This window comes from Paenibacillus sp. FSL H8-0048, assembly GCF_038002825.1.
Taxonomy (GTDB): Bacteria; Bacillota; Bacilli; order Paenibacillales; family Paenibacillaceae; genus Paenibacillus_AQ.
Genome location: NZ_JBBODF010000001.1, coordinates 1,695,918 through 1,719,352, shown reverse-complemented (window position 1 = coordinate 1,719,352; position 23,435 = coordinate 1,695,918). Strand labels below are relative to the sequence as shown.

The window sequence follows — 23,435 nt, the reverse complement described above, 5'->3', positions numbered from 1 at the left end:
CGGAAACGGTTACTGGGATACACCCCGTGCGAAAAACTGTTCTATTGCGCTTTTCGAGCATCGCCTATTGTAGCCCCCAAAAGTACGTGTATTAAATTACACTCACTCGAGCGCATGATTTGTAAGCTGACGATGGAGGATGATTGGAATGGATGCTGTACGTATGTGTTGCGCCGGTCTGGACGTGCACCAGGAAACCGTTGTGGCCTGCGTGTTGAAAGGACCGATCGAACAGAAACCCCAATGTCACCTGAAAACCTTTGGGACGACAACCAAAGAATTGCTAGGCCTGCAAGATTGGCTGAGTGAACAAGGCTGTCGGGAGGTGGTGATGGAGAGTACGGGCGTGTTATGGAAACCGGTATGGAACATCTTAGAGGGCAGTTGTGATCTGGTCTTGGCCAACGCCCAGCGGGTAAAGAATACGCCGGGTCGAAAAAGTGACATGCAAGATGCGCGCTGGTTAGCGCAATTGCACCGTTGCGGGCTCATTGAAGGCAGTATGGTGCCCGAACAAGACATCCGGGATTTGCGAGACTTGACCCGTTACCGGAGTAAGATGGTGCAGGCGGTGACGGCGGAGAAAAACCGCATTCACAAAATCCTGCAGGATGCCAACATTAAGCTAACCACCTTTATGTCCGATCTATATGGGGTTTCGGGACGGGGCCTGCTCCAGAAGATCATGGACGGCGAGGTCATCGACGAAGGGACCGTTAAAAACCTGGTCAAAACCCGTTTGAAAAAGAAAGTTCCGCAGTTGCTAGACGCGCTCAATGGCAAGTTGCGCCGTCATCACCGCGAGATGATTCGAGACCACTGGGACCACTTGGTCTATTTGGAGAAAAGGATCACGGAGCTGGAAGCTCGAATCGAGGCGAAGGCAGAACCGTACCTGGAGGTGATTGAACAAATTGACTCCATTCCAGGAATTGAGCGGACGTCTGCCGTGACCATCTTTGCCGAAGTGGGGCCGCATGTCGCGGAAATGTTCCCGAGTGATGCGCAGTTTGCATCATGGGCGGGGGTGTGTCCAGGGAACAACGAAAGCGCGGGAAAGCGAAGAAAGTCAAAAACGATGCAAGGGAACAAGCATCTGAAAGGGGCCTTGTGTCAGGCGGCTTGGGCGAACTCTCGCTCCTCGAACCGGATCGGCCAATTTTTTCGACGAATACGTAAGAGAAGAGGCGATAAAAAAGCAAACGTCGCCACCGCGCATTTGCTGATTCGAATCCTCCATGCCCTGATGCGGGAGAAGAGGTCATACCAAGAAATAGACGTCTCACTAGGCGATGAGACGTCCAAGAAAAACACGTTAGATAGGTACGTGAACTATATCCAGCAGTTAGGATATAGCGTGCAATTAAATCCTATCCAATAGTCTTCCCTTTTTCAAAAAAAACGAAACGTTTTTTTGGGGCGGTGGGTCTTTTTTTGTCAAAACCCGTTCTGCTGCGCATTTTCCGGTACTTTTATTTTCGTATTAAACCGATTACATTCAGCGCTGCGGAGGCGCGTGGGGGAAATGTAATCAAAAAACCGATTACATTCGGCGCTGCGGAGGCGCGTGGGGGAAATGTAATCGAAAAACCGATTACATTCGGCGCTGCGGAGGGGCGTGGGCTGAATGTAATCGAAAAACCGATTACATTCGGCGCTGCGGAGGCGCGTGGGGGAAATGTAATCGAAAAACCGATTACATTCGGCGCTGCGGAGGGGCGTGGGGGAAATGTAATCGAAAAACCGATTACATTCAGCGCTGCGGAGGCGCGTGGGGGAAATGTAATCGAAAAACCGATTACATTCGGCGCTACGGAGGCGTGCGGGCTGAATGTAATCGAAAAACCGATTACATCGGGCGCTGCGGAGGCGCGCGGGCCCAATGTAATCGAAAAACCGATTACATTGGGCGCTGCGGAGGCGCGAGGGGGAAATGTAATCGAAAAACCGATTACATCGGGCGTGTGAAGAGGTGCGGGAGACGGGTGTCGGAGGCTGGAGGGCCGGGCGCAAATGTGTGGAGGGAAACAGTTGCCTTTTATACACTTGCTGATGAATGAAAGGCTTCTCCTGCGCCAACGGTTGGAAAAACAACACTTAATTTTGCGCATTTCCACCAAAGTGACGAGATCAAACTAAATAGTTGCTCCTTTTCCACTTACTCCCGCCCAATCCTGAGATTCCAGTAAACTAAGGTACGTTTTTCCACCTATTTCCGAGAGAGAAGAGATGACACAAGTAGTTTTGCTTGCAGCAGGGCCAGAGAAGGTATGATTTTTCAACCAGCCTACCCGCCCAGTCCCCTCGAAGTTGCTGCATTCGCGCCCACAAGCATCACAATCCGCATAAAACAAACCAAGCTCTTTACACCTTCCACTCTCTCACTCCTTATATATGAAAAGCAACATACATCCATACAAAAGCAACGTTAAGCTATGTATTATAAAGGGTTTGTGTGATTAAATACATAAAGAATACAGCATTTTACCCAGGGATCAATATCTGTCATAATGCGAAAGGAATGAATACAAATTATGGACAAACAGCAACAGCTCGGCTTAACGCCGCCGATGGGATGGAATTCGTGGAACACTTTTACTTGGGATATCAACGAGCAATTGATCCGGGAAGCAGCTGACACGCTCGCAGCCGACGGATATAAGGATGCAGGGTACGAATACATTGTTATTGACGACTGCTGGAGCCTGAAAGAACGGGACAAGGATGGCAAGCTGGTCGCAGATCCGGTCAAATTCCCGAACGGAATGAAGGCGGTTGCAGATTACATTCACTCCAAAGGACTGAAGTTCGGGATGTACTCTTGTGTGGGAACACATACCTGCGCCGGGTATCCGGGCAGCTTCGAGCATGAATTCCAGGATGCTGCGTCGCTGGCGGAGTGGGGTGTAGATTTTCTTAAATATGATTACTGCTTCAAGCCCAGACATATGTCGGGGGAGCTGCTGTACAAACGGATGAGTCTTGCGCTTAAGAACTGCGGACGGGATATTCTTTTCTCCGCATGTAATTGGGGCGAGGATAATGTCTACCAGTGGATTCGTGAATCCGGCGCACATATGTACCGGTCTACCGGCGACATTCAGGACAGCTGGGAATCGATCAAGACCCTCGCGCTGTCGCAGCTTGACAAAGCCGCCTACACCGGGGCCTACTGCCACAATGACCTGGATATGCTCGTTGTCGGCATGTACGGGGGCAGCAACAGTGACTTCATCGGCAGTCAGATTGGCGGCTGCACGGATGTGGAGTACAAGACCCACTTCTCGCTGTGGAGCCTGCTGGGTTCTCCGCTGATGATCGGCAGTGACATCCGGAAAGTAAATGAAGCGACCAAGAATATTCTGCTTAACCCGGATCTGATTGCTATTAACCAGGATATCGAGGGCCGCGGAGCTTACCGCATTAAGCCTGAGCCGCAGTGGTTCCATACCAATGAAGTATTCATGCTGGTAAAAGTATTGGCAGACGGTGACCTGGCCATCGGGTTCTTCAATCTGAGTGACGGTCAGCGAGAGATGTCGCTGCAATTCTGGGATTTCGGACTTCCGTATGCCTCCGGCAAATCGCTGTCCCTGTATGACTGCTGGGAGCACAAGGAGCTTGGGGTGTTCAGAGAACGCTTCGCTCCGGTCGTGCCAGCCCATGACTGTCTGATCGTGCGGGCGAAGCTGGTATAGAGACAAGAAAGAAGAGAAGCGTATGAGCATGAACAGAACCTGCAGGCAATGCGGTGTTCCGCTGATGACAGATGATGTGGCGATTTACCTGAAGCTGGTCACGCGCAATGCCCAAGATTTCCTGTGCATCGACTGCCTCGGCGTTCAGTTGAAATGCGGACGAGAGCCGATTGAGCGGCTGATTAAGTATTTCCGGGAATCGGGAAAATGCGTGTTGTTCCGTTAACACCTGCCAAAATGTAAAATTAGGTCTGTTCCGCAAGGCATTAGCGCTTGTGTGGGACAGGCCTGTTTCGGCTGAGCGTACCTATGGAATCCCAATTAACAGTCAACAGTAGGCTAGATGCAGGAAGTGAGAGGGATAAATCCCTCTGAATGGGCCGGATGTAGACGGAATGTGGAAATGAGATGTATAAATCCCTCTGAATGGGCCGGAAGTAGACGGAATGTGGAAATGAGATGTATAAATCCCTCTGAATGGGCTGGAAGTAGACGGAATGCGGAAATGAGAGGGATAAATCCCTCTGAATGGGCCGGAAGTAGACGGAATGCGGAAATGAGAGGGATAAATCCCTCTGAATGGGCCTGGAAGTAGACAGAATGCGGAAATGAGAGGGATAAATCCCTCTGAATGGGCCGGATGTAGCAGAATGAGCAAATGTGAGAGAGATATCCCTCTAGGTGCTGGAGTGAACGGCCAGGGGGGATTGGGAGGAATAGATGGTAGATTGAGCCCATTGCGAGGGAGGCGTAATTGAATAAACAGAGCAGCATATCTCCGGTATTCAATACCCAAAGACTGCTGCTCTGTTTGTTATTGACTATGAGTGTGCCCTGTAAGTAACCAACCAGTATCTAGCGGGTCAGTTCACGAAGCCCGCCTGCTCCAGTAATCTTAGAATCACAGTAGCGGCCTCCGCGCGGGTGGCCGATTGGCCCGGGTGGAATTGCCCGTCAGGCGTTCCGGTGATCAGACCTGCCTGAACCGCCTTGGCAACATCCTGCTGTGCCCAGTCGGCAATCTGGCCTGCGTCCTTGAACGCTGCTTGCTGTGACGCTGAATCTGGGAGCGGCGCACCTGCAAGGGCCATAGCCTTCACCAGGATGGCTGTCATCTCCTGGCGTGTAACCTTGTCGCCCGGCCGGAAGGTATTGTCCGTTCCACCCCGCACCAGGCCCAGCTCAGCGGCTGTCCCGACGCTTCCGGCGTACCATGCACCGGCGGGGATATCCTTGAACGAACTGGCTGCCGGACCAGAAGAGGAGAAGCCGAGCGCACGGACGATCATCGCTGCGAATTCAGCGCGCGTTGTGGTACTGTCCGGTGCGAATTGGCTGTCTGTTAAGCCAGTCAGAATAATCTTGGAGGCCAGCTTGTGGACAGCTTCCTGTGCCCAGTGGCCGTTCATGTCTGCAAAGGTCCTGTTGCTTGAGATTACAGTAAATGTACCGTTGCTAGGACTGTAGAAAGATGCTTCGCTTCCGTTAAAAACTGCCGGGACGAAGGTGAAGCTGCCGTTATTCTCCAGCCTCACGACTGTCGCATTGCGGCTGTTCACCGGAGTGCTGAGCGGCAGGGTATGCCGGGCATAGCTGCTGCCGAAGCCCGGGATCTCCACCGACTTGCCGCCAGCCTCCGCCTTCACCGTATATTCTACCGCCTGGCCGATGAGCTGGCCTTGAGCAGAGAGGGCAGCTTGACTTATCGCTTGCTGCCGCTCTTCCGGGAGTATCGTCATGCTGACGGTAAGCTTCCAGCTCTCACTGCCCAGTTGCTGCCCCAGCGCTGCCGGATTAAGAGCCCTCACAGGGAAGTGGATGGTGCCTAGTGTAGAGGTAACCGTAATCTGCTCTGCCGCCTGAACCTGCTTGGCGTCCAGAGTGGCTGTTGCCAAGGTGCCGTTAACCGTAGCTTCAACGTTAAGCTGATTGCTGCCCGGAGCTACAGTCTGCACCGAACCGACGGTAGTATTACTAGTGCTACTTCCACCATTACCACTAGAAATCCCGCCATTGCCACCGCCGCTATTACCGCCGCTGCCATTACCGCCGCCGCCATTACCGCCGCCGCCATTATCGCCGCCGCCATTATCGCCGCCGCCATTACCGCCGCCGCCATTACCGCCGCCGCCATTATCGCCGCCGCCATTACCGCCGCCGCCATTATCGCCGCCGCCATTATCGCCGCCGCCATTATCGCCGCCGCCATTATCGCCGCCGCCATTATCGCCGCCGCCATTATCGCCGCCGCCATTATCGCCGCCGCCATTATCGCCGCCGCTATTACCGCCGCCGCCATTATCGCCGCCGCCGTTATCGCCGCCGCCGTTATCGCCGCCGCTTACTTCAAGCGTGTGGCGGGCATACAGATCAAACCGGTCGAATGCCGGTGTGTACTGGCGTGGAACCGCCGTGTAAGGCGTGAAGCCTTGCGCGCCGCTTCCGCCATAGGGGTTGGAGCCGCCGTTGTACGTATTATTGTTGGAGAAGCGGATCGTATTCATGCCTGCCTTCAGCTCCACATCCAGCGTCTGGGTAGCAAATTGCTGCCAGGAGATGGTGTTCTTGAAGTAGACCGTCTGAGGTTCGCCGCCGTTGACGCTTACTTGCGCATAACGCTCAACGACATCATTGTTGTAAGCATGGGTTCCCGCACTTTCACCGTTAGCATAAGTGACCACCAGCTTGTAGGTGCCTGCCTTAGGCGCGTTAATGTTCCCAAGCTCCAGATAGCGCTCTGCCCCGTCGTAAGTGGTAATGCCACTCACATATTTGCCGCCGGAGGCGTATTTGGCGAACGCATCCTCCCGGATAAGCGGCAGCTCGGAACCGGCAGGCGTTCCGACCACGGTTGCCGCCTCAGCCTCCACAGAATATAGAGCGGCCTTATTTACAAAGGCTGCATTAATGTAATCCAGACTGAGCGCCGCGCTGGAGTGCACGTCGATCAGGTTAATGCCTTTGCGCAGGAAGACTGGAGCTTTGGCATCCTGCCATTGACCGTTCGTATTCACCACAGGGAGATCAATCAGAGGCTTGCGGTCATGGGCAAGCTGCAGCTTCCCGCTGTCCGCAGAAGCATAGCGCGCTGTCAGCTCATACATCCCGTCCTCCAGAACGCTGAGGACGAACCGCGTGTTCGCTGCTTGGCTGCCGCCGTAGCCGCTCACATATCCGGCCCCCTCGAAGCCTTCCAGGCTGCCGGCCCGGGACAAGCCCTGCTCTGAATCATAGTCGGCGAATTCCGCCTGCACACGATAATTCGGAAGTGCGCCAGGCAGCCCGTTATACGTCAGCTCGATGGCATCCAGAGTGGATTCGCCCTGGCCTGCTTCTCCCGTGTCCGGGTTGGTTCTGCTGATGCCGATGGAATGGGTGCCCTCCGTCAGATCGGCGAGTAACGTATTGCCGCCAAGCAGTTGCATATTGTAGTCAGCACGCAGTACGATTTTGGCTGCCGGCTGATCGTCAATTTTGACGAACCATTCGGAATTGATGCGCTGATTCGCATCACCCGTGTTCGATTGATTACGCAGCGAAGCGGTCGCGCCGCTGCCGCCAATCAGATCCAGCCGGTAGTTCCCATCTGCAGGAACGGTTACCGAAGTCCATTTCACGAGGCTGTCCGCTGCCTTGATGCCTGACACATACTGGCCGTTCGAAGACGAGCGCCCCGTACTCTTGCGCGGGTATTGGTCCACCTTGGACACATTCGTCTGTACCTCTGCATTCTCCGCTTCGTAACGCTTGACGAAAGTCTCCTTCGGAGCATGGCCCACCGCTGGTGTAATGACGGCATAATAGGCCGAGGTGTAATCATTCAGGTTAATCCCCAGCGTAACCGAGCCGTTCTTGACCGGAAGATTGCGGTTCAGAATCTGCGCAGGCTCCACCAGGAAGCCGGTCAGGCCGGTATAACCCGCATAGAAGACAGAGACATGCACTTCTTCAGCTCCTGCCAGGAAGGAAGGGCTGTTCCCGTTACCGGTGACGTTGTTGAACACGATCTGACCGTCGCCTTGGGTCCCGCCGAAGGCGATACTGACCTGCTGCTTCTGGTCTTGAATCGAAGTTAACCCGTACAGGCCGGGGCCGAAGGCGTCATTCTCAGCTCTGGCGTTAATCACATTGACCTTAGCCATGTCGCCGCCCATCATGTCGGCATACCACTTGTAGAGCCACCATGCCCCGTTCGGCTCGTTCTGTCCGGCGAGCAGGGACCCGTAGGAGTTGGCCGTATTCCAATACGGCAGCATGCTGTTCATCTTCAGCTCATCGTAACGTGCGATGTAATGGATAAGCGAGCCGCCCACAGCGATCTCTGAAGTGGCCGCATATTCATTAATATCGACTTTGAGCGGGAAGGGAAGAGGGCGGTCCGGGTACAGCTCTTTATAGCGCTGTAAGGACTTCGCTTCCACTGCTCGGAAGGTTGTGACGTTCGAGGCCGCCTGATTGAAGGCTTTGTCCCACAGCATATGCCAGCTGATGATATCGGGCAGACAATCATTCTCCACACAGAAGGGAATGAAATCCTCGAAGACTTTAGCCCCGTACTGGGTCAAATTAACGCCGGAAATGACTGCACCGGGATCGATTTCTTTGATCTTCTTGACTACGGCGAGCCAGTCGGCATTGAACACGGCTCTGGAGTTCTTCCCCGTCTGGCTGTCGGACAGCAGCTGGGGATAACGGGTATTATTCTGTTCAGGCTCATTGAACGGGATATAGATGAAGCTGGAATTGACATTGCGGCCCGGATTCTCCGCTGCCCATTGATCCTTGTAGGCTTTGACCGCCGTGGTGATCGGAATGACTGCTTCCTGGATATATTCCTCTGCCGTTCTGGAAGGATAATACCAGTGCTGGTAATAATCCTGCATGACGATATTTACGGCTTCCCCGCCAGCCTCGAAGAAATAATCAGACACTCTGAGCGCATCGCCTGTAGGATGCTGGATGCCGTTCGGCGGCTTCTGCGAGATATGCGAGGGCTTGATCGGTATCAGCGTGTTGATATCCGGCACGTTCGGCTCACTGAGGGCATACAGAGCGCCGGAAGCCCCGTGGTATACAGGTCCTAGCGAGCGGTCGGCGAGATCGACTGTTATTTTGGCCGGGTTAGTTACAATGACCTCTTCATGCTTGGTCGCTGTATAGAGTGCGCTGACCTGACTGGCCGTGAGCTGGACATTGTAGATCCGCAGGTCGTCGAATCTCCCCTTGATATCTCCATCCGAGGTGTAGAGCGACCTGCCGAACGCATTGAACTTCAGGGCGTCCAGATAGTCACGCGCAAAAAAGTGCTGGAGTACCGAAACCATCGTTGCACCTGATGAGCTTTTGCTCTGATCCAGTCCCTTGATGCCAACCGGGACGCCGTTCAGGTAGATCTCATAGGCTCCGCTGCTGGTCATAGTGACGGTCACCTGCTGCCATTTGCCCTTGGCCGGGTTGCGGTTCCAGACGATATCGCCTTTGTAGCTGGCAATCTGGCTTGGGTTCGTCCCGGTATAGATCCGGTTGCTGAACGTGCCGTCCCCGGCGATCATAATGAACTCCGAGTCCTGCCAGCCGCTTACCCCGGCATTCGTCAGCCCCTTCTCGGTAATCGTGGAGGACAGCAGACGGGTATAAGCGTTAGCCGAAGAGTCAATGTTGGCCCAAAAGGAGATGGACAGCTCATCCTTGATCCCGCTGTAGAGCTGATCGGGCAGCTTCAGCCAAGCAGTACCGTTCCCGCCGCCGGGCAAGGAGAGGACGTCTCCGCGCTGTTCGTCATAGACAATGGAAGCTACTCCCTTCAGCTCGGCGCGTTCAGCGGCCGCATCGGGGTAGACGCTGTTCACTACCGAGGTGCGGCCAATCACCTGCCCGGAGCGGAAGCTCCACTGGAACAGCGGGGACGCTTCAGCGGCGGCTTTCATCTGGACTTGAGGCGCAGTCTCCTGAACAGGAGCAGCCTCCGGCCTTGCGGCCGTATCTGGCCCTGACGAGGTCGCAGGAGCCACAGCAGGCTCAGGCTCCACCGGTGCATCAGGTGCTTCATCAGAATCAGGTGCCGTAACCGGATCGGTTACTAACACCGGCTCAGTCACCCATACAGCATCTTCCACAGGAACCGGGTCTGCAGGGGGAACGTTGGAAGCGCTTGCCAAACTGGAGGGCAGGAGAGTCAGAATTGCCAGTATAGATATCAGTGAACGCTTAAGATATAGCCTCAATAGATACTCACCTCTTTTGTTTTTTGAGATACCTTTGCCTAATGTCCTAATGTCCTTACGGTGATGATCGTCTGCACAGTCTGCCGTGAAGGCCCCCGCACTTGGAACGCTTTCTTATCCCCTCACCCGCTATCTCCGCATAGGCACCGCAACCTCCCTGTCATGGCTGTTTCGCTTCACCGAGAATGTTAAGGGAATGACTCTTACTATAAAATCAAGCTTTTTTACTGTTTTTGTTCTTTTCTTTACGTGTCTGGGTTACTGCCTGGAGCGGGCAGCCCGGGGAGCTTGAGCGGTAGCCGCAGAATTCTTCCAGCCCTTCCTCCGTAATTCCGGTACATGTAAAAAAGGGAACGAAAAGAGTAAAAAAAAGACATGCAGAGCAGGGTGGCGGGAACGCAGCCGGGAGTCTATCATTAAAGGTATTCCACAAAACTCTGCTGCCGGAGGTTATGACTTGAAAGCACCCTTCCCTTTGAAGCCCAGCCGCCGTTTTGTGAGCGTGAAGAACAAAATGCTGTTCTTTTTTCTGCTGGCCATTCTGATTCCGGTTGTGATCCTGTTCGTGAACTCCTATATCTCCTCGCAGCAGATGCTTGAACGCAAATATACGGACCTGCTGGCCGATGTGACGAGACAGTCGAATATCCGCATTGAGGAATTCCTGGAGGACACCAAGCAGATTTCGCTTATCGCCAGCTATGGAATCAATAGCTACATTTCTGCCGTCTCTCAGGAGAATTATCCGGTGCAGAACTATCTGCACGAGAGCTCCGTGACGAACGAGCTACAGGCCACGCAGCTGCTGATGAACTACATAACAATGAAGGACCGCGCCATTTCTATCTATGTCTACAATTTGGTGAATGGCAGCGATCTCTATGTGGCCCCGAACAAGCCTGTCGATTATACCTACAACCCCCGCAAGGAGGACTGGTTCACCGAATTCCTGCGTTCTGACGATATTACGCGGGATTTGCCGACCCGGCTGGACCGGCAGACCAAGGCGGACAACAACTGGACGATCTACAATCTGCGCAAAATCTTCGATATGGAGAACGGCAAGCTGCTCGGCGTTATGGCGGTAAGTGTAGACATAGATTTCATCAACCGGCTGAACAAGCGGATGGAGGCAGGCAACCGTTCAGCCTTCACCGTTACCGATGACAGCGGTAGGATTATATTCAACAACAATTATAACCTGATCGGCAAGCCGTTCAGGACACTCTTTCCGGTGCGTGAGGAAGAACTCGCCGCAGGTTCAGGCAGGCAGATAGTCCGCGTAGCCGGGAAGAACTATATTCTCATCCAATCGCCGTTTGAGGTCCATAACTGGAAGACTTATATGTATATGCCGGTGGAAGAGCTGGCGGTCGAAGGCGACATCCTGAAGCGCAACCTGTGGACGATTGCTGTTGTGCTTATCCTGTTTGCCCTGGCCAGTTCGGTGTATATGTCGAATCTGATCACCCGTCCGATCAAGCAGCTGATCCGCAATATGACGCTGGTGGAGCAGGGGAAATTCGATAATCTGCCGGCGGTCCGCTCGAATGATGAGATCGGGGTGATGGCCAGCCGGTTCGAGCAGATGTCTGCAGAGCTGAAGCAGCTGGTGGAGCGGATCTACGTGGAGCAGGAGCAGAAGGTGGAGGCCGAGATCCGTGCATTGCAGGCGCAGATCAGCCCCCATTTCCTGTATAATACCTTGAATTCGGTCAAATGGATCGCCACCATGCAGCAGTCGGAGAAAATTGTCGAGATGACCGGGGCGCTAATCTCCATGCTCCGTTATACCGCCAAGACGGACAACCGGCTGGTGCCGGTCCGTGAGGAGCTGGAGCACATCAGGCATTATATCGTCATTCAGAAGGTGCGATATTTCAACCGGATCGAATTCCGCTCTGAGGTGGAGGAGACCCTTGCGGAGCAGGAGATTCCGAAGCTGAGCATCCAGCCGCTGGTGGAGAATGCGATCTTCCACGGGATTGCCGACCAGGAGGACGGACTGCTGTCCATCGAAGTCAGACAGGCCGGAACTGCAGAACTCACCATTACGGTAAAGGACAACGGCGCAGGCATGAGCGCTGAGGCGGCTGCGAAGCTGCGCAGCAGGCTGGGCGGCGCAGAGGACAGCGGCGGCATCGGGGTGATCAATGTGCATCAGCGTGTACGCCGGTTATACGGCGAGCCGTATGGGGTATCATTCGAGAGCAGCCCGGAGCAGGGTGCAGTATTCGTGATCACCATTCCCATTCGGGACAGGAAGGGGGACTATTGAGTATGCTGGGTGTGATTATCGTGGATGATGAGCTGCTGATGCGTATCGGTCTGAAGTCGATCATCCAATGGGAAGATGAAGGATTCACGATTCTGGGCGAAGCCGCCAACGGGCGCGAGGCGCTGGAGCTGGCCAGGACGCACCGGCCGGATCTGATTATTACGGATATCAAAATGCCGGTGATGGACGGCCTGGAGCTGATCCGCGAGGCCCGGCGGCTGGACATCGGCGGGCAATTCGTCATCCTTAGCTGTCTGGAGGAATTCCAGTATGCGCAGGAGGCGCTCCGGCTTGGGGCGGCGGACTATCTGATCAAGAGCGATATGAAGCCGCAGCAGCTGGTGAATGTGCTGGAGACAGTCAAAAAGCGGGCCGTCCGCCTCTCCGCAGGCGGCTCCGCCGGAATGCCGCCCGGGTCCTACAGGGAGAGCATCGAGCATTTGAAGGAGATGCTGTTCAAGGAAGTGCTGAGCGGCTTCAAGGGCGCCGAAGAGGTGCTCGCCCGGCGCGAAGCGCTGCACATCCGCCTGCCGGATCAGCCGATGGTACTGATGAAGCTGCGGATCAACCGGTTCGACCAGCTGCGGCGCAAGTATGTGGAGCAGGACGAGAAGCTGCTGCGCTATTCAGTGGCGAATATTCTGGAGGAGATCCTGCCCCGCAAACGGGCGAAGGAGATCATCGTCATGAATTCCGCAGAATATGTGCTGCTGCTTGATCTCGGAGAGGAAGGGCGGATTGTGCGCGCGGAGATCGAACGCGCCGCCGCCAAGATCCAAGAGGCGATGAAGGATTTCCTGAAGCTGACCCTGTCGATCGGCGTCAGCGCTCCGGCCTCCGGCTTCGACCGGCTGAAGCGTGCATACCAGGAGGCCGACATGGCCCTGGATGCACTGTTCCTGGAGAACGGCAGCGGCCTGTGCTTCTACGATCAGGCCCGCAGCAGGCAGAGAAGCGGAGAACGGCTGAACCTCGACAAGTCTGCCCTGCGCAGATTCAGGCAGGATACAGAGAGCGGCAGCGGGGAGGCGATAGCCTTCCTGAACCGCTTGAAGGAGTCCTTGCTGCAGGAAGGCTGCACGAAGCAGGCAGCGCGCTTAGTCTATATCAGGATGCTGGCGGTCATTCAGTCCTGCTTCCCGGCACTGCCCGAGCCGAACGAGGCTGGGCTGACCCTGTATGAGAGCATCCTCGGGGAGGAGAGTCTGCAGGGGCTGCACGGGCTCATTACCGGTTATCTGGAGCAATGCAGAGCGCAGATGTCGCAGGGACAATCCTCCCGGAGCTATGCGGAGCAGGCGAGTGAGCTGATGATGCGGCTCTACGCAGAGGATATCTCGCTGCAGTCGGTGGCGGAGCAGATTAACGTGAATGCCTCCTATCTCAGCCGGGTGTTCAAGCAGGAGACGGGCGAGAACTTCGTCAGCTTCCTGACCCGGCTGCGTATGGAGAAGGCCAAGAGCATGCTAAGGGACAGGAACGTCAAGGTCTATGAGGTTGCCGAGCGCGTGGGCTATCCGAACACCGCGTATTTCAGCAAGCTGTTCAAGAAGCTGAACGGCATAAGTCCTGAGGAATACCGGGGCTAGAGTGGCAATTGTCAAAAAAAGAACAGAGTCTGTAAAAGAAGTGCATCCGCTGCGGGTGCACTTTTTGCCGCTTCCGGGGATTGGTCAAAAAAGGGAATGTTTCCGTAAAAAACGGCCATTCCGGGAGCGGCGGGGTTCGCCTACCATTGGAGATGCAGCAGATGCAGCATATCCTAAATGGAAGTTGGGGGTAATTCTAGTGAAGAAAAAAGGCTTAGCGGCCGTATTGTCCATCCTGCTTACAGCGGCCACCTTGACCGCATGCGGTAACGGCAACGGCAACGGCAATAACAAGGCAGCTGCCCCATCGGCAAGCGCGCCTGCAGAGGCGGCGGCAACACAGCAAGCAAGCGGAGAGAAGGTCCAGCTGACCTATGCAATCTGGGATTCCAATCAGGAGAAGGGCCTGCGGACCATCGCCGATGAATTCGAGGCTAAGAACCCGGACATCAAGGTCAATATTGAAGTGACCGGCTGGTCCGATTATTGGACGATGCTGGAGGCCGGAGCTACCGGAGGCTCGCTGCCGGATGTCTTCTGGATGCACTCGAACGAGATTTACCGCTATGCCAGCAACGGCATGCTGCTTGATCTCACAGACCGGATCGGCAAGAGCACCGAGGTGAAGCTGGAGAATTACCCGGAAGGTCTAAACCAGATCTATAACCTGAACGGCAAGCAGTACGCGGTGCCGAAGGATTTTGACACGATCGGGCTGTGGTATAACAAGACGCTGTTCGATCAGGCGGGCATTCAGCACCCGGATGAGAATTGGACCTGGGATGATCTGAAGCAGGCGGCCAAGACGCTTACAAAGGACGGGGTCTATGGCTTTCTTGCTCCGCTGCATAATCAGGAGGGGTATTACAACTTCGTCTATCAGAACGGCGGAACCATTATTACAGCGGATAAAAAATCAGGCTACGATGATCCCAAGACCATTGAAGCGCTTGATTTCTATATCGGCCTGGTGCGTGAGGGATTGTCACCTGAGGTCTACGGCGATGCCGAGCGTGCCGATCTGCTGAAGAACGGTAAGGCGGCCATGGGGCTGTTCGGCTCCTGGAACCTGAGCGGCTTCACGGAGAATGAATACATGGCTAAGAATTTCGATGTGGCTGTGCTGCCGAAGAAGGAGAAGCAGGCCTCGATCTATAACGGCCTCGGCAATGCCATTGATGCCAAGACCAAGCATCCTGAGGAAGCTTGGAAGTTCGTGGAATACCTGAGCTCCAAGGCAGGTCAGGAGCGGCAGGCAGAGCTTGGCGTAGCGATCTCCGCATACACAGGCGCAGCCGATAAGTGGGTGGATTCCAACAAGACCTTCAACATCAAAGCCTTCGTGGATATGGTCAGCTATGGCGTGATCCGTCCCTATTCCAATACAACGGCGGTCTGGGAAGACAAGGCCTATGAAGCGCTTAAGCCTGCGTTCACCGGCAAGATACCGGTAGCGGAAGCCGCGAAGAATGCGGCTAAGGTGATGAATGAGAGCTTGGCGGAAGAGAAATAAGCTTGAGAACAGGACCGCGGCGCCCTGAGGGTGGCCGCGGGTTTGACTGGAAAGATAAGAATTTATATGCTTCGCGCTATAACTATCCTTATCTTTCTCACTGAAACGGTACCGTCCTTCAAAAGGACGGCAAAGCCGTTTCCACTTGAAATATAACGATGCGTCCCCTACAAGGACGGCAAATCCTTTCCGCTTGAGAGGTGAGTCCATGAATCAACCCGTGAAGAGAAGAATAGGAGCTGCCACCCGGAACGAATGGTACTGGGGCTGGCTGCTGATCGCACCCACCATGCTCGGGCTGCTGGTGCTCAATTTTATTCCGATTATCCAGACCGCGTACCTGAGCTTCTTCAAGAGCGGAGACTTCGGCAAAGGCAACATCTACATCGGGTGGGACAATTACAATAAGCTGATTCATGATCCGCAGGTGTGGCATGCTGTAGGTAATACCCTGCTGTATACTCTGCTGGTTGTACCTGCAAGTGTGGCTATCGCTATGCTGGTGGCCGTGCTGCTGAACGGCAAGCTCGTGGGCCGCTCGCTGTACCGCACGATCTACTTCATCCCGATGGTCGCTGCACCCGCAGCGGTCACCATGGTCTGGCGGTGGATGTACAACCAGCATTATGGCCTGATGAATTACGGGCTGTCCAGAGTGGGCCTGCCGGCGGTCAATTGGACGACTGATCCGCGTGTTGCGCTGATCTCCATCGCCATAATCGGCATCTGGAGCGTGATCGGCTACAATATGGTGCTGCTGCTCGCCGGTCTGCAGGAGATCCCGAAGGACTTTTATGAAGCGTCTGATATCGACGGGGCCAGCAGAGTACGGCAATTCTTCATGATCACCCTGCCGCTGGTCTCGCCAACCCTGTTCTTTGTAGTGGTGACCTCGGTCATTCAGGCGATGCAGGTCTTCGACGTGATCTACATGATGATTGATGTGACCAACCCGGCTTATGATCATACCGTATCGCTGGTGTATCTGTTCTATAATAATTCGTTCAAATACTCGAACAAGGGCTATGGCTCGGCAGTTGTACTGGTGCTGCTCACACTGATTATGATCATTACGTTCTTTCAGATGCGGGCGCAGAAAAAATGGGTCAACTACATGTAGGAGGGTGCAACATGGATAATCCGAAGCGTTATAACCGTATTCTGTCCCACACTGTGCTCCTCCTGGGAGCGGCCGCAATGATTCTGCCCTTCGCCTGGATGCTGCTCACCTCCTTCAAGACGGTGACGGAATCGACCTCCATGAATCCGTTTGTATTCCTTCCTAGGACCTGGAGATGGGAGAATTACATAGAGGTCTGGCGGCAAAATAACTTTTTGATGCTGTACTGGAATACGTTTGCGATGATGGCTCTGCGGGTGCTGTGCGCGGTGATGTTCAGTGCAATGGCAGCGTATGCTTTTGCGAGGCTGAGATTTCCGGGGCGTGACTTCTGCTTCAGTCTGGTGCTGTTCCAGATGATGGTGCCGACCCAGATCTTCATCATCCCGCAATATCTGATGGTGGATGCGCTGGGGATGCGCAATACGATCTTCGCTCTGCTGTTCCCCGGGCTGGTCAGCGCCTTCGGCACGTTCCTGCTGCGGCAGTTCTTCATGGGGCTGCCGAAGGAGCTCGAGGAGGCGGCGAAGATCGACGGCTGTAATATCGGCCAGACCTTCGCCAGAATAATGCTCCCGCTGGTCCGCTCCGGCCTGGTTGCACTCGGCATCTTCACGGCTCTCTTCTCCTTTAAAGACCTGATGTGGCCGATGATCGTTAACACCAGCTCGGATGCAGCGACCCTCTCCTCGGCCCTGGCGAAAATTCAGAGCGCCTTCTCCGTGGACTATCCTGAGCTGATGGCGGCTTCCGTGCTGGCCATCTGGCCGATGCTGCTGATCTACATTCTGTTCCAGCGGCAGTTCATTGAAGGCATTGCCACCTCGGGCGGCAAGCTCTGATGACCCGTTGACGGGAAACGGAGATGTCCGTCAGAATAGAGGGAGAATGGCTGAAGGAGGGAGAGAAGCCCATGATGGCAAGAAGAACCGGGAGACTGTGCGCCGCTGCACTGCTGCTCTTCGTGCTGGCTGGCTGTGATGCACAGGAGCGCACGGACGCCTCCCTTCTGTCCAGCCAGCTGCCCGGTGAAGATGAACCTGTCACCCTCCGCTACTCCAGCTATCTGCTGGATACGGCGCAGGCGGGCAAGGTATATTTCGATGCGATTGCCGAATTTGAACGTCTGCATCCCGGGATTAAGATTGAAGCCGACTTTATTCAGAATAATAATTACACGGCAGGGATCAAGATCAGGCTGCTGGGTGGCGAGAGGGTGGATGTATTCGATACATGGTCGCCCAGTCTGTTCGAGGAATTCCGCGCTCTGCGCAGCGATATGTATCTGGACCTGACGGGCGCTGAATTCCTTAAGGAGTTCTACCCCAATTCACTGCTGCCGGTAACTATTGACGGCAGGGTATACGGCGCTCCTGAAGTGATGCACAGCGACGGGCTGCTGTACAACAAGACCCTGTTCGATGAGCTGGGACTGGCAGTCCCGCGCACCTGGGATGAGTTCCTGGCGCTCTGCCTGAAGCTGAAGGAGGCCGGGGTGATTCCGGTAGCGATGGATGCGGAATGGTCTACGGCCCAGTTCTTTTGGGGTTCAATCATGTCGGACAACGGGGCGGATGCCGCCTGGACGAAGAAGCTGGAGCGCGGGGAGATCACTATTGATGATCCGGTGTTCACCGATGCAATCAAGAAGCACCGGGAGATCATTGACCGGGGGCTGGTGCCGCCGAACTGGAAGAGCCTGAAGCATGAGCAGGCGAAGGACCTGGTGGGCACGGGCCGGGCAGCTATGATCATTACCGGAACCTGGGATATTCCCAGCATCAAGGAGCGGAATCCGGCGCAGGATATCCGCTTCATGATGGTGCCGGGCAGTGTGCGGACGGTGCCGAACATCAATGTCGGTACGTACCGTGTCATCAGCTCCCGGACGGAGCATCCGGAGGAGGCCAAGCAGTTCGTGGCGTTCATGAACGGCAGAGCCACGCAGGAGAAGCTGGCCGCAGGCGCACTCGCCGTGCCATCCGTCATCTCGGCGCCCACGGACCGCAGCGATTCGGTCTCGTCCATTGCCGCTGCAGTGACGCGCGAGGATGCGACCCTATACTGGCCGCATACGGTATCGACGGAATCGCTCCAGGTGAAGATTCTGGAGGGGGTCAATCAATATCTGGCCGGACAGCCGCTGGAGACCGCCCTGGCCGGCATCCAGCGGGCGGTTGATGAGGCTGCGGCTAAGCGGCGGGCAGCCCGATAGCTGACGGGAGGGATTTATCCCTCTCATTCCGGCAATCGGCCCGCATACGCCGAATTCAGAGGGATTTATCCCTCTCATTCCGGCAATCGGCCCGCATACGCCGAATTCTGAAGGTCTCAACTTAATGGTTGCTGCGGGCGCTGTTCCTCGGAATTGCTTCGCTGCCCATCCGGTATTCCCGCAGAGTTCCCTTTCACTTGTAGTCTAGTCAGTGCTCCCGGCATCACCCCGATGCCCCATTCTTCCTCCCGTTCCCGCCTACAGCGACTTGCGGAATTCCGCCGGAGTCATGCCGGAGAAGTTACGGAACAGCTTGATGAAGTAGCTGACGTTGTCATAGCCAAGCTGCTCCGCGATCTCCACGATGGTCAGGTTCGTCTGATTCAGGAGATCGCGGGCCTGCTCCATTTTCACCCTCGTTACGTACTCAATGAAGGTCAGTCCGGTCTCCAGACGGAATAACCGGCTGAAATGGGTGGGGTTCAGGCCCAGGCGCTTCGCCATCTCCTCCATTCCAACCTTCTCGCTGATATGATTCATGACATAACGTTTGGCTTCAGCGACCTCTTTGCGGACATTCTGCTTCCACATGGAGCTCAGCATGAGTATTTTATCCTTCAGGAATTCCTCCAGCCATTCCATGAGCTGCTCCAGCGTTTCGAATTCCTGGATCGAGCGCTGAAGCCGCTCACTGTTGAAGTTGTTGACGAAGTTCTGCATGACTACATATTTCAATTCCAGCTCCATCACCATCTTGAGCAGCCAGCTCTTCACACTCTCTACCGGATATTTCTGGTCCCCGATATACTGCTTAATCTCCCTGACCTTGGCCGCAATCTGCGAGCTGTCCTCCTGCTGAATGCAGTCCCTTAGCTGCTGTAGAATCTCCGAATAATGCACGAACAGGTCCTCGCCGCTGGTCTGGACAGGCGCATACTTCATAATCGCCCCCTCGGCGGTATAGAATCGCAGGGCATGGGAATCCAGCAGCGCCTGAATCTGCTTCTTGATGTCAATCAGACTTGGAGTAGCCTCCCCGTAAAAGAAGGAAATCCCCATCCGCAAATGCAGCTTCGCCATTCTCTGAACATGCCGGAAATGATCACGGAACTCCTCATACAGATTGCGGACGAGGATATGCGGCAAAGGAATGAACAGGATGAACTGCCGTTCCGTCAGCGCGAACTGGATAATGCCATCGATCTCCAGGAATTCCTGCAGCACATTATCCATCACGAACTGCAGGTTCACCACTCCGCTGAACCGCCGTTCCAGCTCATAGGAGCGCTCCGGGACCGCCAGTACGGGCAGATACGGGGTGCCTTGGTGCAGGCTGATGCCCATCGCTTCGGCTTGTCCGAACCACTCGGCTTCATCCCAGACCGGCTGCTCCACGAACATGCGGATGAACCTGGTCCGGATGGCGGCGTGGTTCTGGCTGACCAGCTTCTCCATCTGGAGGTAGTGGTTACGGGATTTCAGCTTCACCTCCAGCCGGGCTACCGCCTCCGTTAATACAGCAATCACTTGATCGATCTGCAGGCTCTCCTTCAATATATATTCGGCCACATTCAGCTTCACAGCCTGCTGGGCATATTCGAATTCCCCGTGGCAGGACAGGATAATCGTCTGCAGCTGAGGGTTCATCTCCCGCGCCTTCCGGATTAATTCCAGTCCATTCATCGCCGGCATGCCGATATCCGTAAGCAGAATATCCGGCTGATGCAGCTGGCAGGCTTCCCAGGCCTGTCTGCCGTCCGAGCAGCAAGCCGACAATTCAAGGCCGAGGGTGTCCCAAGGGATCGCAGCACTTAAATACTCCAGGACAGGATAATGATCATCTGCTAGTACTACTTTATAGGTCATGAATATCTGCTCCTATCCGCTTCACGGGCATGATTAACTGTACGGTGGTTCGCTCCCCGTGAATGCTCTCAATGTTCATCTCGAAGCGCTCCCCGTAGATTAGCTTGAGCCGCTGGTAGACGTTGATTAATCCGATGCCGTGAGCGGGCTCAGCCACGGGCGTCCCGTCAGCACTCAAGGCGCCTATCTCCGCATCCTTCTGCCTGATGTGCTGAAGCAGGGCGGCGAGCGTATGCTCCTCCATTCCCGTGCCGTTGTCCTCAATGTGAATGGTCAGCCTGGACTGAACGAGTCCGATGGTAATGACCACCCGTCCTCCGCCCTGCAGGAACCCGTGCTTGTAAGCATTCTCAATAATAGGCTGCAGGATGAACCTTGGCACTGTCTCCAGCAGCAGCTCTTTGTCCACATGCACTGCATAATCCGTAGGATATCTCATCGTGAACCGCATTAATTCCATATACTGTTTGGTGAAATCAAGCTCACTGGCAATCGAGACGAATTCCTCCCGGCTGGAAAAGCTGGCCCGCAGCATAGCAGATAGGGAGCCGACTATAGCAGCATTCTCCTCATCCTGCTTCATGAGCAGCTTGAGCCGGATCGAGCTAAGCACATTGAACAGAAAATGCGGGTTGATCTGGGCCTGCAGCATCGCAATTTCCGCCTGGCGCTTCAATTCCTGCTCCGTCTCCACCTGTCTGAGCATCAGCTGCACCCGGTCCAGCATGTTATCGAAGGAGTGCCCGAGGCTGCCGATCTCATCGGTTCCCCGGATGCCCGAGCGGACCATGAGATCTCCGTCCTCGACCCGGCGCGCCGCCTTGCCCAGGACAAGCACGGGCTTGGTGAATCTCCGCAGCAGAACAGTAAGCGCGAACAAGAAGCTGAGCGCAAACACTGTCTGAATAATCAGGCCGGTCCGGTTCATCCCGTTCAACCGTTCCGTCAGCTGCTCATAGGGAGCGACACTGATCAACTTCCATTTGGCATATTTCAGCGGCAGCGAGAGGAGGAGCTGGTTCTCCCCCTTGAACTTGACGATATCAGGGAAGGCCAGCTCATCTACAGGCAGCAGCTTGTCAAAGCTTGTGCCTATCAGCTCATGGCTGCGGTTCGACAGAATGTTATCCTCTTCATCCAGCAGATACACATCCTCTTCCAGTGAAGCAAACCGCTCACGGATCGAAGCCTCACTGCGGCTGACAATCAGGTAAGCGTAGGGGGCGGAAGTCGTTTCTTCTCTTAAGGCACGCGCTGTCATGAAGATATACGGCTGCTCAGCCTTCAGGGAGGTCAGATAGTTGTCCTCTGCTCCCATAAATAAGGTGTCATACGGCGGGAGCTGCTCCAGCGTAGCGAACCAGCGCCGCTTCAGAAATTGCCGGGGATCATAATCATAGAAGGAATAATCGGAATAGGCATGTCCTTCCTTGTCCAGCAGGGTGATCCGCAGATCAATGGTGTCTCCGGCCACCTGCTCCAGGCGGCTGGTCAGGGTCCGCGCTGCTACGGGATTGGTCTTGGCATCCTCCAGCAGGGTCTTGATCTCCGGATCGAAATGGACGAAATTCGACACCGATACCATCTCTTCGAAGATCACATCAATCTGCGACTGGACAATTCTCAGGGACTGCGTGGACTTCTCCAAGGAATGCTCCCGGATAATCAGCTTGGAATAGACATTGGTAATATATAGCATCCCCAGTGCCGGAATGACCAGGCAGGCGATGGAGGTAAGGATTAGCTTTTGCCGGAAGGAGAGCTGACTGAGCCTGTGCTTTTCTTTCATTAATATCCCTCCCGTAGTAGACCTTCACAGACTTATGGTACTTGATTCTGCGGTTCGGCTCATCCAATAATTTTTTCAATTTAGAAAAAATAATGCTATACAAAGTTTTCGCCACAGATAAATTCGTTGCATGTGCTATGAAATTTGCCCTTCTATAATAAAGCTACAAACATAAAAAGAGGTGGATAAAGTGGAGGTTATTACTGAAGAGGGGACGGCAAAACGGTCCGGCAGCCCCGGGATAAGCAAGATGCGCAAGCAATCCTTTTACGACAATATTGCAGGGTATTTATTCATTGCCCCCATGCTCATTCTGACCGTAACGCTGGTAATTATTCCGATTCTCCTATCCGGTGTGATCAGCTTCTCGAACTGGAACTTTGTATCCGGTCTGGACGGGTTCGGGTTTGTCGGTCTGGATAACTACACCCGGCTGGTGCAGGACGAGTCCTTTCACCGTTCGCTCTACAACAACCTGATCATGATCGGCGTCGTTCCGGTGGCGATGTTCCTGGCGCTGGTGCTGGCGGTGCTGATCAACAAGGCAACGTATTTCAAAACCTTTTTCAAAGTGATCTACTTCATGCCCTTCATCTCAAGCTTCGTGGCGATTGCCCTGCTCTGGAGAGTGCTCTATCACCCGAACAACGGTCCGATCAACGGCTTCCTGAGATCCATCGGGGTGGAGCATCCGCCCATGTGGCTGGCTGATCCCAAGTTCGCCCTGATCTCGGTCATGATTATTATGGTGTGGACCTCACTCGGCTTCAATATGGTCATCTATCTGGCCGGCCTGCAGAATATCTCACGGGATCTGTATGAAGCCGCCGATGTGGACGGGGCCTCACCGCTCAGACAATTCTTCAGAATTACACTGCCGATGCTGTCGCCTACGTCCTTCTTCCTGTTGATCACAGGGGTTGTCGGGTCCTTCAAGGTCTTCGATCTGATTATGGTGTTAACCGGCGGCGGCCCGGCAGGCTCAACCTCCGTCATTGTCTACTATCTGTACGAGGTGGCATTTGTGAATCTGGAGTCGGGCTATGCTTCGGCGATGGGCATTATTCTGCTGATCCTCATCCTGCTGGTGACCTTGTTTCAATGGGTCGGACAAAAGAAATGGGTCAACTACTAGGAGGTTTA

General features: G+C 54.7%; 14 protein-coding genes. 11 read left to right on the top strand and 3 right to left on the bottom strand.

Annotated elements, in window-relative coordinates; translation table 11 throughout:
• Positions 1–148 precede the first annotated feature (148 nt).
• The 4 genes from NSU18_RS07605 to NSU18_RS07590 all read left to right on the top strand — a co-directional run bounded on the left by NSU18_RS07605 (position 149) and on the right by NSU18_RS07590 (position 3,924).
• Positions 149–1,381, top strand: a complete 1,233-nt coding sequence (locus NSU18_RS07605; RefSeq protein ID WP_341148273.1) for an IS110 family transposase — start codon at positions 149–151, stop codon at positions 1,379–1,381.
• 53 nt (positions 1,382–1,434) lie between these two features.
• The gene (locus NSU18_RS07600) at positions 1,435–1,968 is read left to right on the top strand and encodes a hypothetical protein (RefSeq protein ID WP_341148697.1); all 534 of its coding nucleotides are present in this window, start codon (positions 1,435–1,437) and stop codon (positions 1,966–1,968) included.
• Between the two features lie 566 nt (positions 1,969–2,534).
• A complete protein-coding gene (locus NSU18_RS07595) occupies positions 2,535–3,698 on the top strand; it encodes a glycoside hydrolase family 27 protein (RefSeq protein ID WP_341148696.1) in 1,164 nt (387 codons plus the stop codon).
• Positions 3,699–3,720: 22 nt separating this feature from the next.
• Positions 3,721–3,924 carry a hypothetical protein gene (locus NSU18_RS07590; RefSeq protein WP_036693380.1) on the top strand — a complete coding sequence of 68 codons (204 nt, stop codon included), beginning with the start codon at positions 3,721–3,723 and terminating at the stop codon, positions 3,922–3,924.
• A gap of 637 nt (positions 3,925–4,561) precedes the next feature.
• On the opposite strand, the gene NSU18_RS07585 is transcribed toward NSU18_RS07590, so the two are convergent.
• Positions 4,562–9,814, bottom strand: a complete 5,253-nt coding sequence (locus NSU18_RS07585) for an S-layer homology domain-containing protein (RefSeq protein ID WP_341148695.1) — start codon at positions 9,812–9,814, stop codon at positions 4,562–4,564.
• A 610-nt stretch (positions 9,815–10,424) separates the two neighbouring features.
• On the opposite strand from NSU18_RS07585, the gene NSU18_RS07580 reads away from it, so the two are divergent.
• The 6 genes from NSU18_RS07580 to NSU18_RS07555 all read left to right on the top strand — a co-directional run bounded on the left by NSU18_RS07580 (position 10,425) and on the right by NSU18_RS07555 (position 18,637).
• On the top strand, positions 10,425–12,200 hold the full coding sequence (locus tag NSU18_RS07580; RefSeq protein WP_341148694.1) for a sensor histidine kinase: 1,776 nt from the start codon (positions 10,425–10,427) through the stop codon (positions 12,198–12,200).
• Between the two features lie 2 nt (positions 12,201–12,202).
• Positions 12,203–13,789, top strand: coding sequence for a response regulator (locus NSU18_RS07575; protein WP_341151001.1), 1,587 nt, complete (start codon positions 12,203–12,205; stop codon positions 13,787–13,789).
• A gap of 199 nt (positions 13,790–13,988) precedes the next feature.
• Entirely contained in the window at positions 13,989–15,302 is a 1,314-nt protein-coding gene (locus tag NSU18_RS07570; RefSeq protein ID WP_341148693.1) for an ABC transporter substrate-binding protein, read from the top strand.
• Between the two features lie 220 nt (positions 15,303–15,522).
• Complete coding sequence (locus NSU18_RS07565; protein ID WP_341148692.1) at positions 15,523–16,422, top strand: carbohydrate ABC transporter permease; 900 nt, start codon at positions 15,523–15,525, stop codon at positions 16,420–16,422.
• Positions 16,423–16,433: 11 nt separating this feature from the next.
• Positions 16,434–17,264, top strand: a complete 831-nt coding sequence (locus tag NSU18_RS07560; protein ID WP_341020761.1) for a carbohydrate ABC transporter permease — start codon at positions 16,434–16,436, stop codon at positions 17,262–17,264.
• Between the two features lie 23 nt (positions 17,265–17,287).
• Complete coding sequence (locus NSU18_RS07555; protein WP_341148691.1) at positions 17,288–18,637, top strand: ABC transporter substrate-binding protein; 1,350 nt, start codon at positions 17,288–17,290, stop codon at positions 18,635–18,637.
• 258 nt (positions 18,638–18,895) lie between these two features.
• Here NSU18_RS07555 and NSU18_RS07550 read toward each other — a convergent pair whose 3' ends face one another.
• Positions 18,896–20,503 (bottom strand): response regulator transcription factor, encoded by a 1,608-nt coding sequence (locus tag NSU18_RS07550; RefSeq protein ID WP_341148690.1) that lies wholly within the window; start codon positions 20,501–20,503, stop codon positions 18,896–18,898.
• A complete protein-coding gene (locus NSU18_RS07545; RefSeq protein ID WP_341020766.1) occupies positions 20,493–22,292 on the bottom strand; it encodes a sensor histidine kinase in 1,800 nt (599 codons plus the stop codon). Before NSU18_RS07545 ends, NSU18_RS07550 begins: the two co-directional genes overlap by 11 nt.
• Positions 22,293–22,542: 250 nt before the next feature.
• On the opposite strand from NSU18_RS07545, the gene NSU18_RS07540 reads away from it, so the two are divergent.
• The gene (locus NSU18_RS07540) at positions 22,543–23,427 is read left to right on the top strand and encodes a carbohydrate ABC transporter permease (RefSeq protein ID WP_445321848.1); all 885 of its coding nucleotides are present in this window, start codon (positions 22,543–22,545) and stop codon (positions 23,425–23,427) included.
• Positions 23,428–23,435: the final 8 nt, after the last annotated feature.

Excerpts from the sequence above, each read along its gene's own strand:
- NSU18_RS07605 (WP_341148273.1), top strand. The coding sequence starts at position 149 with ATGGATGCTGTACGTATGTGTTGCGCCGGTCTGGACGTGCACCAGGAA.
- NSU18_RS07595 (WP_341148696.1), top strand. The coding sequence starts at position 2,535 with ATGGACAAACAGCAACAGCTCGGCTTAACGCCGCCGATGGGATGGAAT.
- NSU18_RS07590 (WP_036693380.1), top strand. The coding sequence starts at position 3,721 with ATGAGCATGAACAGAACCTGCAGGCAATGCGGTGTTCCGCTGATGACA.
- NSU18_RS07555 (WP_341148691.1), top strand. The coding sequence starts at position 17,288 with ATGTCCGTCAGAATAGAGGGAGAATGGCTGAAGGAGGGAGAGAAGCCC.
- NSU18_RS07575 (WP_341151001.1), top strand. The coding sequence starts at position 12,203 with ATGCTGGGTGTGATTATCGTGGATGATGAGCTGCTGATGCGTATCGGT.
- NSU18_RS07540 (WP_445321848.1), top strand. The coding sequence starts at position 22,543 with ATGCGCAAGCAATCCTTTTACGACAATATTGCAGGGTATTTATTCATT.
- NSU18_RS07545 (WP_341020766.1), bottom strand. The coding sequence starts at position 22,292 with ATGAAAGAAAAGCACAGGCTCAGTCAGCTCTCCTTCCGGCAAAAGCTA.
- NSU18_RS07550 (WP_341148690.1), bottom strand. The coding sequence starts at position 20,503 with ATGACCTATAAAGTAGTACTAGCAGATGATCATTATCCTGTCCTGGAG.
- NSU18_RS07560 (WP_341020761.1), top strand. The coding sequence starts at position 16,434 with ATGGATAATCCGAAGCGTTATAACCGTATTCTGTCCCACACTGTGCTC.